The organism is Chromobacterium haemolyticum (assembly GCF_009936155.1).
Taxonomy (GTDB): Bacteria; Pseudomonadota; Gammaproteobacteria; order Burkholderiales; family Chromobacteriaceae; genus Chromobacterium; species Chromobacterium haemolyticum.
This window is the reverse complement of record NZ_AP019312.1, coordinates 764,903-778,836: the sequence shown is the minus strand read 5'-3', so window position 1 is coordinate 778,836 and position 13,934 is coordinate 764,903. Positions and strand designations below refer to the sequence as shown.

The 13,934-nt window shown below is 60.5% G+C and carries 14 protein-coding genes; 9 read left to right on the top strand and 5 right to left on the bottom strand.

Translation table 11 applies throughout. The annotated features are described in order from the left end of the window. Positions 1-1,213 precede the first annotated feature (1,213 nt). Together GYH29_RS03470 and GYH29_RS03465 are read left to right on the top strand one after the other, a co-directional pair. Positions 1,214-1,528, top strand: a complete 315-nt coding sequence (locus GYH29_RS03470; protein WP_043592804.1) for a DUF1484 family protein — start codon at positions 1,214-1,216, stop codon at positions 1,526-1,528. Positions 1,529-1,723: 195 nt separating this feature from the next. Continuing rightward, positions 1,724-2,326, top strand: coding sequence for a MarC family protein (locus tag GYH29_RS03465; protein ID WP_019100349.1), 603 nt, complete (start codon positions 1,724-1,726; stop codon positions 2,324-2,326). Positions 2,327-2,514: 188 nt separating this feature from the next. On the opposite strand, the gene GYH29_RS03460 is transcribed toward GYH29_RS03465, so the two are convergent. Next, positions 2,515-3,240 (bottom strand): substrate-binding periplasmic protein, encoded by a 726-nt coding sequence (locus GYH29_RS03460; protein ID WP_043592806.1) that lies wholly within the window; start codon positions 3,238-3,240, stop codon positions 2,515-2,517. Positions 3,241-3,519: 279 nt separating this feature from the next. On the opposite strand from GYH29_RS03460, the gene GYH29_RS03455 reads away from it, so the two are divergent. Both GYH29_RS03455 and GYH29_RS03450 read left to right on the top strand, forming a co-directional pair. Next, positions 3,520-4,854 (top strand): dicarboxylate/amino acid:cation symporter, encoded by a 1,335-nt coding sequence (locus tag GYH29_RS03455; protein ID WP_043592808.1) that lies wholly within the window; start codon positions 3,520-3,522, stop codon positions 4,852-4,854. Between the two features lie 125 nt (positions 4,855-4,979). Next, positions 4,980-5,570 carry a hypothetical protein gene (locus tag GYH29_RS03450; protein ID WP_019100346.1) on the top strand — a complete coding sequence of 197 codons (591 nt, stop codon included), beginning with the start codon at positions 4,980-4,982 and terminating at the stop codon, positions 5,568-5,570. Positions 5,571-5,643: 73 nt separating this feature from the next. Here the strand turns inward: GYH29_RS03450 and GYH29_RS03445 are convergent, their stop codons facing one another. From GYH29_RS03445 to ppsA, 3 genes are all read right to left on the bottom strand, one after another. Then, positions 5,644-5,991, bottom strand: a complete 348-nt coding sequence (locus GYH29_RS03445; protein WP_019100345.1) for a NirD/YgiW/YdeI family stress tolerance protein — start codon at positions 5,989-5,991, stop codon at positions 5,644-5,646. Positions 5,992-6,052: 61 nt separating this feature from the next. Further along, the gene (locus GYH29_RS03440; RefSeq protein ID WP_141113301.1) at positions 6,053-6,436 is read right to left on the bottom strand and encodes a hypothetical protein; all 384 of its coding nucleotides are present in this window, start codon (positions 6,434-6,436) and stop codon (positions 6,053-6,055) included. A 143-nt stretch (positions 6,437-6,579) separates the two neighbouring features. Continuing rightward, the gene (gene ppsA, locus GYH29_RS03435; protein ID WP_081576306.1) at positions 6,580-8,967 is read right to left on the bottom strand and encodes a phosphoenolpyruvate synthase; all 2,388 of its coding nucleotides are present in this window, start codon (positions 8,965-8,967) and stop codon (positions 6,580-6,582) included. A 321-nt stretch (positions 8,968-9,288) separates the two neighbouring features. Here ppsA and ppsR point away from each other — a divergent pair, with 321 nt between their 5' ends. The 5 genes from ppsR (at position 9,289) to GYH29_RS03410 (ending at position 13,102) form a co-directional block, all read left to right on the top strand. Then, a complete protein-coding gene (ppsR, locus tag GYH29_RS03430; RefSeq protein ID WP_043592814.1) occupies positions 9,289-10,113 on the top strand; it encodes a posphoenolpyruvate synthetase regulatory kinase/phosphorylase PpsR in 825 nt (274 codons plus the stop codon). A 446-nt stretch (positions 10,114-10,559) separates the two neighbouring features. Next, positions 10,560-10,859, top strand: a complete 300-nt coding sequence (locus tag GYH29_RS03425) for a hypothetical protein (protein ID WP_114152659.1) — start codon at positions 10,560-10,562, stop codon at positions 10,857-10,859. Positions 10,860-11,078: 219 nt separating this feature from the next. Then, positions 11,079-12,101: a tryptophan--tRNA ligase gene (gene trpS / locus GYH29_RS03420; RefSeq protein ID WP_081555455.1), complete on the top strand. Its 1,023-nt coding sequence runs from the start codon at positions 11,079-11,081 to the stop codon at positions 12,099-12,101. Positions 12,102-12,239: 138 nt separating this feature from the next. Further along, positions 12,240-12,545: a chorismate mutase gene (locus GYH29_RS03415; RefSeq protein ID WP_161523180.1), complete on the top strand. Its 306-nt coding sequence runs from the start codon at positions 12,240-12,242 to the stop codon at positions 12,543-12,545. Positions 12,546-12,637: 92 nt separating this feature from the next. Beyond that, positions 12,638-13,102, top strand: coding sequence for a CreA family protein (locus GYH29_RS03410; RefSeq protein ID WP_019101875.1), 465 nt, complete (start codon positions 12,638-12,640; stop codon positions 13,100-13,102). 44 nt (positions 13,103-13,146) lie between these two features. Here the strand turns inward: GYH29_RS03410 and GYH29_RS03405 are convergent, their stop codons facing one another. Further along, positions 13,147-13,923, bottom strand: coding sequence for an MBL fold metallo-hydrolase (locus GYH29_RS03405; protein WP_019101876.1), 777 nt, complete (start codon positions 13,921-13,923; stop codon positions 13,147-13,149). Positions 13,924-13,934 lie beyond the last annotated feature (11 nt).

Genomic DNA, 13,934 nt, shown 5'->3' with positions numbered 1-13,934 from the left:
GAAAAGACCAACCACCCAAAATATTGTTTGGATCAGGCTTTCCCGTAAACTTATCTATACGAATAGCGTAGCAATGTACACCAGCAGTGCCTACCACTTCATAAACGGGAAGGCCAACCATGTGAGCCGCAAAAGCAGCGCACTGACTCGCAGACATACCCGCAGAAGGAAAAGTAGTATCAGCTATACAGCGCTCATAAAACCCCATGCATAGAAACAAAAGAATAAGCCTTAACATAGTCCCTCCAACACGAATAAAAATACATCATAAGCAATTTAATATCATTTTGATCCTAAACTTATTTAAATAAGCAAATGAAAGTAGTTTTTACGAACCCCCTGCTTATCGCATTACAAATAATCCGATTCTGGGCATTGGGTATCATATGACCCAGTCCCTCCCCCATAGGCAAATGGGATTGTGGTGCGCCTCGATGGCCAAATTAGCAATATGCTGACCACAGTCTGGTGAGGATTTAGCGCTCGGCCTTCATGAAAGCGCGCAGCCTTGATGCATTGAGAGGAAGGTCACTACTAAATAGCCACGCAGCACAGAAAACCATGCGGTACTCACGTCTCCCGACGAGCGAATGCCTACATTGCATTGAAACGCAAACACCATATGCCTATATCATTTCAAAAAGCAAGGCAGCGTGGTATGAATGCGTAGGTCGATTGATATCGCGCAAGCCGCGTGATGCTTAATCTGGCGGGCCGCTGATCTTGAACTTCCGATCCACCTGTTTGCCCAGCACCACACCACTTGCCTTTAAGCTCATGGTCGCCGCGAAGCAAGTCATCACATGCGAATGCTGAGACACCCAGGCAGTGAGGCCCTGAGCCGGTTTGTGCTGGACGCTGCCGCTTGACCCCACCCAGCCCATCGGCAACAATCGCCGCGTGCCGTTTCACTTAACGGCGCTGGGTGTGAGAGCCCATATAAAGGGAAAAAGGGGATGCCACTGCGTATGCAGTCGCGTCCAGAACGCTATTGCTTCGCCATCCGGCGGGCCGTGGCGGGGAGGCCTTTACGGCCTACCGGCTTCCTTTTTCCCCGGTCTCTCAACCTCGTCACGCGCCTGTCAGCCCGTTTGAGAGCGAGCCCGCAGGCGAGCCACGAAAAAGGAGCGTTCCCCATGTTGGTTCTACCCTTGTTCAGCTATCCCCCGCCCTGCGACACGCCAGCCCGCGCCCCGGTTCAGGAGGCGCAGCCATGAACCCCATCCCCAGCTTCATTGAACTAGACCGCCTGATCCAGCAACTGCGCGCGCAGTGCCTGCGCCAAGACGCGCCGCCCATTCTCGAATCCGAATGGAAACGGCTGACGCATTGCAGCCAATACCTCCACGACAGCTGTCACGCCGCCTCGCTGGAGCTGGGCCAGATCAGCAGCGCGCTGGCCGGGCTGCTGACGCTGCTGGATCAGTCCGAGATCGAGCATCTGGACCGAGAGCAGGCGTATTGCCTGCTCGAACCCTTCACCCGCCGCTTGCAACAAGCTTATAAAGCCTTGCAGGAACTGAGCTGATCTCGTCAACGCCCGCCAGCCCCGCCTGGCGGGCAGGACTGAGAAGCAGGCCAAACGAATAAAACCGTCGCAATCCGGACTAACCCATTCGGCATCGCCATGAGATAATCCCGCCCGGACGCGCGCTTAAAAGCCAGAGCCTTAGCCACAAGGCCTGCGCGCCATCGTTACCCTACAACGCTGCAAGCACACACCATGCAAACCTCTTTCCTATCCGCCACCGTCCTGCTGATCCTGATCACCGATCCGCTGGGCAATATTCCGCTATTCATCGCCGCGCTCAAGCAGGTCAAGCCGGAACGCCGCCGGCGCGTGGTGTACCGCGAATGCCTGATCGCCTTCCTGGTGCTGTCCGCCTTCATGTTCTTTGGCCGCAATTTCCTGGACCTGATGCATCTGACCGACGATTCGATGCGGGTGGCCGGCGGCGTGATCCTGTTCCTGATCGCCATCAAGATGATCTTCCCCGGCGAGGGCAGCGTGTTCGGCGGCGACAAGATGCACGGCGAGCCCTTCATCGTGCCGATCGCCGTGCCGTTGATCGCCGGCCCCTCGGCGATGGCCACCGTGCTGCTGATGTCCACTCGCGAGCCGGAGCGGATGCTGGAATGGCTGGGCGCCTTGACCATCTGCATGTTGGTGACGCTGCTGGTATTCCTGTTTTCCGGCAAGCTGCAAAAGCTGCTGGGCGAGCAGGCGATCACCGCGCTGGAGCGGTTGATGGGCCTGGTGCTGACCGCGATCTCGATTGAGATGCTATTGGGCGGCGTGGCGTCCTATATCAAGCAATTCCATTAAGCAGTTGGTCAATTATCCGCGGCGCCTCGGCGGGAGGACTAGTAAAGGGCTTTAAGAACGGCTTTTGAATGTTTATTGACCCTATACATTCCATTTCTTCCGTCACAACTCCTTGTGCCGCCCTAGCTCGCAAAAACGTAAACACGCTCTCAGAAGACTCCACGCTTCGGATCCATCGAGCGCGCGCCCTAGCGATAGTGTTTGCGCAGCGCGTCGACCACGCCGTCGCGCTGCATACTGAGCAGCGTCTTGTTGAGTTTCTGCACGATGCGCTCATCCACCCCCAGGTTGCAGGCGAGGTACATCTGCACCGTGTTGAAGCTGAACAGCAGGCGGATGGGCAGGCGATTGGCGGAGGCGATGTAAGCGCCGCTGAACTCACCGCTGGCCCAGAAATCGATATGGCCGGCCACCAGCTTCTTGGCATTCAAATCGTCCGCTCTCGCCAGCTCCAGTTTGAAGCCCAGATCGGCCAGATACTGCGACGTGCCCGAACCTTTGTAGCTGCCTATGGTGTAGCCGCGCGCGTCCTCCAGCGTGGCCACCCCCGTGGGGCTGTGGGGGCCGGCGAACAGGCTCCAGGAATTGCTGACCAGCGGCCCCACCCATTTGAACTGCCCCTCCCGGCTCGCCGTGCGCGAGGTCGAGTAAACGCAGCTATTGCTCTCCTGCTGCGCGATGGCGTAGGCGCGCAGCCAGGGCAGCAGTTCCATGCTGTACGGAATGCCGGCGCGCTGGAACAGTTCGCGCAGGATGTCGGTGGACAGGCCGCCGATCTTGCCCTCCTCCAGCGCGATGTTGAACGGCGGGTAGTCCTCGGTCAGCAAGCGGAGGCGAGGCGAGGCCGATTCCGCCATGACGCAGACGGAGAGCGCGCCCAACAACAGGGCTAGGTAGACAAATGCGTGCCTCATGGCGGCAAGCCTCCCGCTGGATTCTAACGATGCGTCTTCCAAGCATAGAAGCTGACGGCTTGGATGGAGCCTTGCCTCCGCCAAAACGACGCGGCCATGCCAACGCGCAGGCGTGATTTGGTTCGTGTTGGGGATATCCCGCATAGGGATATCGGCAATTCGTCGCCGCTCTTCCTCTTGCTAGCATCCGCAGTCATGGGCCATCAAGAGCCCGCTTTTGATTGCATAACAACTTCGGCCCTCCCCGCGCCGGAGTCAGACAACGCTACAGGGACCGCGATGCGAACCAAAACCCCTCTTTACCAGCGCCTCTATTTCCAGGTGCTGCTGGCCATTTTCCTCGGCGTGATGCTCGGCGCCTTCGTTCCCGACCTGGGCGCGAAGATGAAGCCGCTGGGCGACGCCTTCATCAAACTGATCAAGATGATGATCGCCCCCATCATCTTCGCCACCGTGGTGGTGGGCATCGCCAAGATGGGCGATATGAAGGAAGTGGGCCGCGTGGGCGTGAAAGCGCTGTTCTACTTTGAAGCCGTCACCACGCTGGCGCTGGTGATCGGCCTGGTGGTGGTGAATGTGCTCAAGCCCGGCGCCGGCCTCAATGTGGACCCCAGCACGCTGGACGCGCACTCGGTGGCCAAGTACGCGGCCAACGCCAAGGAAATGAGCAGCATTGATTTCCTGATGCACATCATCCCGGACACGGTGGTGGGCGCGTTCGCCAACGGCGAAATCCTGCAGGTGCTGACCTTCTCGGTGCTGCTGGGCCTGGCGCTGACCAAGATGGGCGACAACGGCAAGACCATCGTCCACATCCTGGACGAGTTTTCCCATGCGCTGTTCGGCGTGATCAATATGCTGATGAAGCTGGCCCCCATCGGCGCCTTCGGCGCGATGGCCTTCACCATCGGCAAGTACGGCGTGGGTTCGCTCAAGCAGTTGGGCTTCCTGATGCTCTGTGTCTACCTCACCTGTTTCGCCTTCGTCTTCGTTGTGCTGGGCACCATCGCCAAACTCAACGGCTTCAGCCTGTGGCGCTTCCTGGTCTACATCAAGGAAGAACTGCTGCTGGTGCTGGGCACGTCTTCGTCGGAATCCGCGCTGCCGGGCATCATGAAGAAGCTGGAGAACCTGGGCTGCTCCAAACCGGTGGTGGGCATGGTGATTCCCACCGGCTACTCCTTCAATCTGGACGGCACCTCCATCTATCTGACCATGGCCGCCATCTTCATCGCCCAGGCCACCAATGTGGAGCTGACGCTGGCGGAGGAGCTGGGCCTGCTGGGCGTGCTGCTGCTGACGTCCAAGGGCGCGGCGGCGGTGACCGGCGGCGGCTTCATCACCCTGGCCGCCACGCTGGCCACGCTGGGCGGCAAGCTGCCGGTGTCCGGCCTGGCGCTGCTGATCGGCATCGACCGCTTCATGTCAGAAGCCCGCGCCATCACCAATTTGATAGGCAACGGCGTGGCCACCATCGTGGTGGCGCGCTGGGAGAAGGCGCTGGACGAAGAACGCATGCGCCGCGTGCTGGCCGGCGAGCCGGTTCTACCGGAGGAGCCGGCCGCCGCGCCGCTGCCCGCTCAGCTGGCCGCCGCGAAAGCCGCCCAATCCTGAACTTTTGTTTTCCCAGCCCTTACAGCCTGCGTCCACGCGGGCTTTTTTTATGCTCATAGCAAAACGGCGGCTTGATTTTGCCGTCATGTGGTCCACGATAGAAGAATGGGCATAGGGAGACGAGAATGAGCGACTTCATGTTGCAATACGGCGATGAGTTGTTGCCGGTGGAGGGGGACTTCCCTGAAGTGGGCGCTTATCTACCCAGCTTCATGCTGGTGGGCGACGGCAAGCAGGACGTGTCGCTGGAAGGCTTGGGCGGCGTGCCCAAGCTGATTCTGACCTTGCTCTCGCTGGATGAATACGAGCATGGCGGCCAATATCTGCTGCAGGAGACGCGGCGCTTCCTGGAGCGCTGGCCGCAAATCAGCCTGGCGGTGATTACGGTGGATTCGCCGTCCTCTCTGGCCCGCGCCCGGCGCGAGCACGGCTTGCCCCACGTTACCCTGCTGTCCACGCTGCGCGGCCGCGATTTCCACAAACATTACGGGGTGTTGATCCGCGAATATCCGCTTAGCGGCTACACCGCGCCCGCTCTGCTACTGGCCGACGGCAGCAACATCATTCATTACGCCGAGCGGCTGCGCAACACCCAGGATCTGTTCGACTTCGAAAGGATCAACCACTTGCTGCGCGAAGCCGAGGAACAGGCGCTGGAGGCGCAACAAGAATTGGAGCACGAGGAGCAGTTGAAGGACGAAGGCCCGTCACAGTAAGCCCCCAATAAAGACACGGGCCCGGCCTGCTCATGCAGCGCCGGGCCCGTCGCATTGGCCAGGGGAAAGCGGCTTACGGCAAAACTTCCACCAGCTTGGCGTCCACCTTGGTCGAAGTCAGTTCCTTGTCCACTTCGCCGACGATGCGCAGCTTGCTGTTCTGGTCGAATTTTTTCGCCGGCAGGCGTTTCTGGCTGATCTTCACCGTCATCGAACCGGTGGCGTCGCGGAATTCATAACGCTTGTGGTCGATCTGGCGCACGATTTTGCCTTCCAGGGTGACCGGGGTGTCGTCGGCGGCTTTCTGCGCGGCGGCTACGGTAGTGACCGCGGCCGGCACGCCGGGGCCGGCGAATTCCGCCTGAGCGGCGAACGGCAGGGACAAGGCGGCGGCAGTGAGCAGAACGGTGATGGTTTTCATGTTGTGGCTCCTTAAGTGTTGGTTGACGGTGCCATTAAAACAGCGCCGGCTTAACGCAAACTTAAGCGTTCGCCCGGGCCCCCAACAAGCGGCGCGAAGAGTCCGGATCGGCCGCATAGCCATGCTGAGCATAGCGCGCCTGTTGACGGTAATGCGCTTGTTCGCTGGCGATTCGCTTGTCCACGCCCTTGAGCGCAAGCTGCAACTCCGCGTTCAATCTTAAGTCTTTATGCCCGAAGCTGGCCGGCAGCGGTTTGATCTCCGCGGCGATGGCATCGCGCAAAGCGCCCAAGTCCGCGTAGCTGCCGCGCTCCACGGCCTGATTGGAGCAAGCCTTTAATACTTTGGCCAGCGCGCTGGCCTCCTTCGCCTGGGGCGCGTTCAGATAGCGCGGGATCAAGACATCCAGTGTCTGATGGGAAACCGGGAGAAATGGGAGTCGCATGGGTGCATCCTGATAAAGGTGATGAGTCGAATCGTTGATGCCGCCCAGCATATGCATCCGTTCCCGCGCCAGCTTGCAAGAAACGCCGGACAAAACAAAACCGCCCGGCAAGCGGGCGGTTTGAAAGCGACGGAACTGCGAACTTAGCTGTTCAGTTCGCGCGCCAGATACAGCCAGGTTTCCACCACGGTGTCCGGGTTCAGGGACACGGTTTCGATGCCCTCTTCCACCAGCCACTTGGCGAAGTCCGGATGGTCAGACGGGCCCTGGCCGCAGATGCCGATGTACTTGCCCTGCTTGCGGCAAGCCTGGATCGCCATGTGCAGCATGGCTTTGACCGCTTCGTTGCGCTCGTCGAAGGTGGAGGCGATCGGGCCGCCGGAGTCGCGGTCCACGCCCAGCGTCAGCTGGGTCATGTCGTTGGAGCCGATGGAGAAGCCGTCGAAGTGCTGCAGGAACTTGTCCGCCAGCACGGCGTTGGTCGGCAGCTCGCACATCATGATCAGGCGCAGACCGTTTTCGCCGCGCTTGAGGCCGTTGGCGGCCAGGATCTCCACCACTTGCTCGGCTTCGGACAGGGTGCGCACAAAGGGAATCATCACTTCCACATTGGTCAGCCCCATCACGTCGCGCACTTTCTTGATGGCGCGGCATTCCAGTTCAAAGCAATCGCGGAAGGATTCGGCCACGTAGCGCGCGGCGCCGCGGAAACCGATCATCGGGTTTTCTTCGTGCGGCTCGTACAGTTGACCGCCGATCAGGTTGGCGTACTCGTTCGACTTGAAGTCGGACATGCGCACGATGACCTTTTTCGGATAGAAGGCGGCGGCCAGAGTGGACACGCCTTCGGCGATCTTGTCGACGTAGAAGTCCACCGGGCTGGCGTAGCCGGCGATGCGGTCGCTGATGGTGGCTTTCAGATCCGCCGGCAGCTTATCGAACTCCAACAGCGCTTTCGGGTGGATGCCGATCTGACGGTTGATCACGAACTCCATGCGCGCCAGGCCCACACCTTCGTTCGGCAGCTGCGCGAAGTCGAAAGCCAGTTCCGGGTTGCCGACGTTCATCATGATCTTGACCGGGGCCTTGGGCATCTTGTCCAGTTCCAGGTCGATCACTTCCACGTCCAGCAGGCCGTCATAGATGTTGCCGGTGTCGCCTTCGGCGCAGGAAACAGTGACCTGCATGCCTTCGGACAACACTTGGGTAGCGTCGCCGCAGCCCACCACGGCCGGGATGCCCAGCTCGCGCGCGATGATGGCAGCGTGGCAAGTACGGCCGCCGCGGTTGGTGACGATGGCGGCGGCGCGTTTCATCACCGGTTCCCAATCCGGGTCGGTCATGTCGGTGACCAGCACGTCGCCCGGCTTGACGCGGTCCATCTCGGACGCGTCCTTGATGGTGCGCACCACGCCCTGGCCGATCTTCTGGCCGATGGCGCGGCCTTCGCACAGCACTTGCGATTTGCTGTTCAGACGATAGCGGCGCAGCGTGTCCTTGCGGTCTTCCTGCGACTTCACCGTTTCCGGGCGGGCCTGCAGGATGTAGAGCTTGCCGTCGTGGCCGTCGCGGCCCCACTCGATGTCCATCGGACGACCGTAGTGCTTCTCGATGATCAACGCGTATTCGGCCAATTCGGCCACTTCGGCGTCGCTGATGGAGAATTGCTGACGCTCCAGCGGGGGCACGTCCACGGTCTTCACCGAGCGGCCGGCTTGCGAGGCGTCGGTGAACTCCATCTTGATTAGCTTGGAGCCCATGGTCTTGCGCAGCACCGCCGGACGGCCGGCTTTCAGCGTCGGCTTGTGCACGTAGAACTCGTCAGGGTTTACCGCCCCTTGCACCACGGTTTCGCCCAGGCCGTAAGACGCGGTGATGAACACGACGTCTTCAAAGCCGGATTCGGTGTCGATGGTGAACATCACGCCTGCCGCGCCGCAGTCGGAACGCACCATGCGCTGCACGCCGGCGGACAGAGCCACTACGTCGTGCTCAAAGCCTTTGTGCACGCGGTAAGAAATGGCGCGGTCGTTGTAGAGGGAGGCGAAAACGTGTTTCATCGCATCCTTGACGTTGTCAAGGCCGCGGATATTCAGGAAGGTTTCTTGCTGGCCTGCGAACGAGGCGTCGGGGAGGTCTTCGGCGGTGGCGGAGGAGCGAACTGCAACGGAGATATCGGCACCGCCGGCATCGGCCACCATCTGATCCCAGGCCTCTTTGATATCGGCGTCAAGCTTGGCGGGGAACGGGGTGTCGATGATCCATTGCCGGATTTCCTTGCCGATTCGGGCCAGTTCGCTGACATCGTCGATGTCCAGATTGGCCAGTGCGGCGCTGATCTTGTCGGCCAGACCGTTGTGCTGCAAAAAATCCCGGTAAGCCTGCGCCGTGGTGGCAAAGCCGCCTGGGACGCGAACCCCGGAGCCGGCCAATTGGCTGATCATTTCACCAAGGGAGGCGTTCTTGCCGCCTACCTGCTCCACATCGGTCATGCGCAGTTTCTCGAACCAGATGACGTAGTTCTCAGCCATCACTTCACTTCCTGTGTTGGATTGGGACGATAGGGCCGCATTCTAGCCGAATTACGTGCCAGATGCGTAGCGTCTTTTGCAGCGCAACACGGGTTTTCGGCCGAACAAGGACAAGCATTGCAACAGAATCAATAAGTTGACAGACATTCCTGATGAAAATGATTGTCAAAACCGTGTAATTTACGCACTACACGGCTAAGCGGCGCTCCTAGCGGGTTTCGTCGCGGCCTTTCAGAGTATAGAATCCTTTGAACCCCGGGCGCGCCGCAAAGCGCGGCAGGCGCGGTTCCGGCCTTGTTCACTCGCAATACAGGTGTTTGCATGCCCCACCATCTCCGCTCCGCCTTCTTCGTTTCCGATCGCACCGGCATCACCGCCGAATCGCTGGGCCATACGCTGCTGACCCAGTTCGACACTGTGGAATTCAAGCGCGAGACCATTCCCTTTGTCGATACCGTGGAAAAGGCCGAAGCGCTGGCGGAGGTTATCCGCCAAGTGTCGGAAACGGATCACCTGAAGCCGCTGGTGTTCACCAGCATCATCAACCCGGACGTGCGCAGCGCGCTGCAGGTTGAGAACGCGGTGATGATAGATTTCTTCGACACCTTCATTGGCCAGCTGGAACAGGAAATCGGCCAGCGCGCCTCGCTGAGCGTGGGCAAGGCCCACGGCATGGTCAACGAGGAGAAGTACGATCACCGCATCGAAGCGGTCAACTTTTCGCTGAACCACGACGACGGCGTCAAACTGAAGGACTTGCATGAAGCGGACGTGATCCTGGTGGGCGTATCCCGCTCCGGCAAGACCCCGACCTGCCTGTATCTGGCGCTGCAATACGGCATCCGCGCCGCCAACTACCCGCTGACGCCGGAAGACCTGGGCAGCCCTACGCTGCCCAAGTTGCTGCTGCCGTTCAAGGACAAGATCTTCGGCCTGACCATCGACCCGGCGCGGCTGCACCATATCCGCTCCGAGCGCCGGCCGGACTCCAAATACGCCAGCATGGACAACTGCCGACGCGAGGTGAACGAGGCCGAGTCGATGTTCCGCCATCACGGCGTCCCCTTCATCAGCACCACTCACAAGTCCATTGAGGAAATCGCCTCCACCATCATGCACAAGGCGGCGCTGGGCCGGCGTTTCTAAGAAGCTGTTCAAAATCTGCTGCGCTTCGGCGATACGGCGTTGAAAACATCCTAGAAATGCTCATGCACCACTTGACCATTCCGCTTGTTGGCTCGTTTTCGCCTTGTCTCACCCTAGCTCGCGAGACTTTGAACAGGTTCTAAGACCCGCTAACAAAACTCCTGATCCTGCGTTGCGCCTCCTTGTCGTACCACTTGTACTGCCTGCGTCGGCGCGCCTTGGCTCAGGTTCTCTGCGAGGTTTTGTTAGCGGCTCTAAGCCTTGCCCGTATCCCATTGGAACCGGCCGGCGTCGCCCGGCCGTTTTCATGCCCACCGCCTAAGAAGCTCAACAACAATATCCATATAGCACTTTGTTTATTATCACTTTTTTACAATTTTGCCCGGAACATATAGCAAGCAGGCGCTCTCAAACAAGCATCTTGATCCCTTGAACCGGGCCCCCCGATGCATATCCTCTCCATCACCGCGCAACTCAAGGCCGCCGCCTCGCCGTTGAGACAAGTGAGCGCGGTCGCCGCCAAGACTGACAGCCGCGCCGCCGCCAGCGACCCGCGCAAGGAAATGGCGGAGTTCGTCGCTCCTCACCCGCAATCCTCCACGACCAACAGGGATGCCGCTTCCCACGGTGAGTCTTTCGAACGGCTGTTGCGCCAAGCTCAGAGCGCGGCCCGAAACAAGAATGTTTCGCCCTATTCCGAAGACCTCATGCCGCCGGCCGGCAGCCTGCTGCATGTCCTGGCCTGAAAAGACGCTTGACGCTGCTTTGCTCGCCGTGCTCTGATAAAGCCCATGAACTACGCAACCGCATTCGCATCCTTTTTTTGGTGGTGGCGCCTGAACTAAGGCGGCACCGGCGTTTGCACACCCAAAACCCGGAAGCTGCCGATACGGCGGCATAGGGTTTCCAGCAGTACCTCTCCTCCCCCGGATCGGCAGTTTCCAGCAAGCTCACTGGAGACCAATATGAATCTGGACAACATCACAGCCAAAGACATCATCCTCACTGGCGACCGCACCACCGGACAACTGCATCTGGGCCATTATGTAGGCTCGCTGCGCAACCGCGTGATTTTGCAAGACCGTTGCCGTCAGTTCCTGCTGCTCGCCGACGCCCAGGCGCTGACCGACAATATGGGCAACTATCTGAAGGTACGCGACAATGTGCTGCAGGTGGCGCTGGATTACCTGGCGGTGGGCATAGACCCGGAAAAAAGCACCATCTTCATCCAGAGCCTGGTGCCGGAGCTGACCGAGCTGTCTTCCTACTATCTCAACCTGGTCACCGTGGCGCGGCTGGAGCGCAACCCCACCATCAAGGACGAGATCAAGCAGCGCGGCTACGAGCGCGACATCCCCGCCGGCTTCCTCACCTACCCCGCCGCCCAGGCCGCGGACATCACCGCCTTCAAGGCCAGCATCGTGCCGGTGGGCGAAGACCAGATTCCCATGATCGAGCAGACCAATGAGATCGTGCGCCGCTTCAACGCCAGCGTAGATCAAACGGTGCTGGTGGAAGCGCGCGCGGTGGTGCCGGAACACGGCTCCCGCCTGCCCGGCATCGACGGCAAGGCCAAGATGTCCAAATCCCTGGGCAACACCATTACTTTGTCGGCCACGCCTGACGAGATCCGCCAGGCGGTGAAGATGATGTACACCGACCCCAATCACCTGCGCGTCGCCGACCCGGGCCAGGTGGAAGGCAATGTGGTGTTCACCTATCTGGACGTATTCCATTCCGACCCGGCGCAAGTGGCGGAATGGAAGGATCATTACCGCCGCGGCGGCCTGGGCGACACCGTGATCAAGAAACAGCTGGAGGAATGCCTGCAGGCCTTGCTGGAACCAACCCGCACCCGCCGCGAACAGTACGCGCGCGATCCGGCCGCGGTGATGGAGATGCTGAAGACCGGCACCCAGCGCGCACGCGCGGTGGCGGCCGCCACGCTGGCCGAGGTTAAGGCGGCGATGGGCTTGAACTACTACTGAGAACCTGTTCATCGTCTGCCGCGCTTCAGCGATGCGGCGTTGGGAACGACTCCGGCATGCCCATGCGCCACACAGCAGCCTACGCCTTGTCTCGCCCTAGCTTGTTAGGCTGTGAAACCGATTCCGAAAGGCTTTTTAATGGAACATATCTACCAATGCCAAAACCTGGATGAGGTGCGGGGCCAGATCGACCGCATCGACCGCGCTCTGGTGTCGCTAATCGCCGAGCGCGGCCTTTATGTGCGTCAGGCGGCGGCGTTCAAGCACAGCCGGGACGAAGTGGAAGGCGGCAAACGCGTCGATCAGGTGATGCGCCGCGTCGAGCGTCTGGCCGGCGAACTGGGGGCCGACGCGGCGCTGACCGCGGCGGTCTACCGCACGATGATAGAGTACTTCGTCGCCGATGAAATGGCGGTCTTCCGCGCCAAAGCGGCTGGCGATTGAGGCGAAGGCCGGCTTTCCCTACAATCGCTTCCATCCGCTGACCGTCGGCCGCCCTTCCCGGCCGGCGTCTTTCCCGCGGCTGGAGAACACGAATGAACAAGATAGCCCTGTTGCTGCTCGCCTGCCTGGCCGCGCCCGTGATGGCCGAAGAGGTGGGCGAGGTGTCCACCACCTTCAAACTGCTCAGCCCCAACGACAAGGTAGTGGTGGAAGCTTTTGACGACCCGGCGGTGCAAGGCGTGGCCTGCTATATCTCCCGCGCCAAGACCGGCGGCTACAAGGGCGCGCTGGGGCTGGCCAAGGACCCGTCGCGCTTCTCCGTGGCCTGCCGCCAAGTGGGCGCGATCAAGTTTTCGCGGCCGCTGCCCAAGCAGGAACAGGTGTTCAAGGAAGGCGCGTCCTTCATCTTCAAGCATGTGCGCGTGGTGCGCATCGTCGACGCCAAGCGCAATACGCTGACCTACCTCAGCTACTCCGACAAGCTGATAGACGGCAGTCCGGACAACGCGCTGACCGCGGTGGCGGTGCTGGATCAGAAAATCCCGCTACAGCCCTGAAATAAAAGCGATTGATTATTAACGATTTCTTGACATGACGGGCATCAGCTAAACGACAGCTCGACGCGCAGGCCGTCATAGCCCACTTCCACGCCGGGCGGGCATTCGGCGCTGAGTGCGGCGAACTCCAGCCGGTGGGTCATGTGGATCAGCACCGTGCGCTCCGCGCCGATGCGTTTGGCCCAGGCGAAGGATTGGCTCACGCCCAGGTGGGACGGATAGGGGTCGTGGTTCAGGCAATCCAGGAACAAGACTTTCAGCCCTTGCAGCAAAGACAAGCTGCTGTCCGGGATGTCCGACACGTCGGTCAACCAGGCCATATCGCCAACGCGCCAGCCAAGGCAAGGCCAGGAGCCGTGTTGCAGCGGCACCGGCGTCAGCGTGACGCCGCCGCAGTCCACCGGCCCGTCCACTTGCTGTGGCAACAGCACCGGCTTGTCCCACATCTTGGACGGCGGCAGCAAGGCGTAGTCGAAACGACGCTTGATGTTGTCCAGGGTGAAGACGTTGCCGTAGAGCGTGATCGGCCCCTTTTTCACATAACAAAAAGCGCGCAGATCGTCGATGCCGTTCAGGTGGTCGGCGTGCGGATGGGTATACAACACCGCGTCCACCCGGCTCAGCCCCTCGCGCAGCGCCTGCTGCCGCAGGTCCGGCCCGGTGTCGATCAACAGCCCCTGGCCGGCCACCTTAATGTAGGCGCTGGCGCGGGTGCGGCGATTGCGCGGATCCGCCGAGCGGCAGGTAGCGCAATCGCAGCCTATGGCCGGCGTGCCGGAGCTGGAGCCGCAGCCCAGGATGGTGACTTCAAGCGAGCCCAATGACGTTTTCC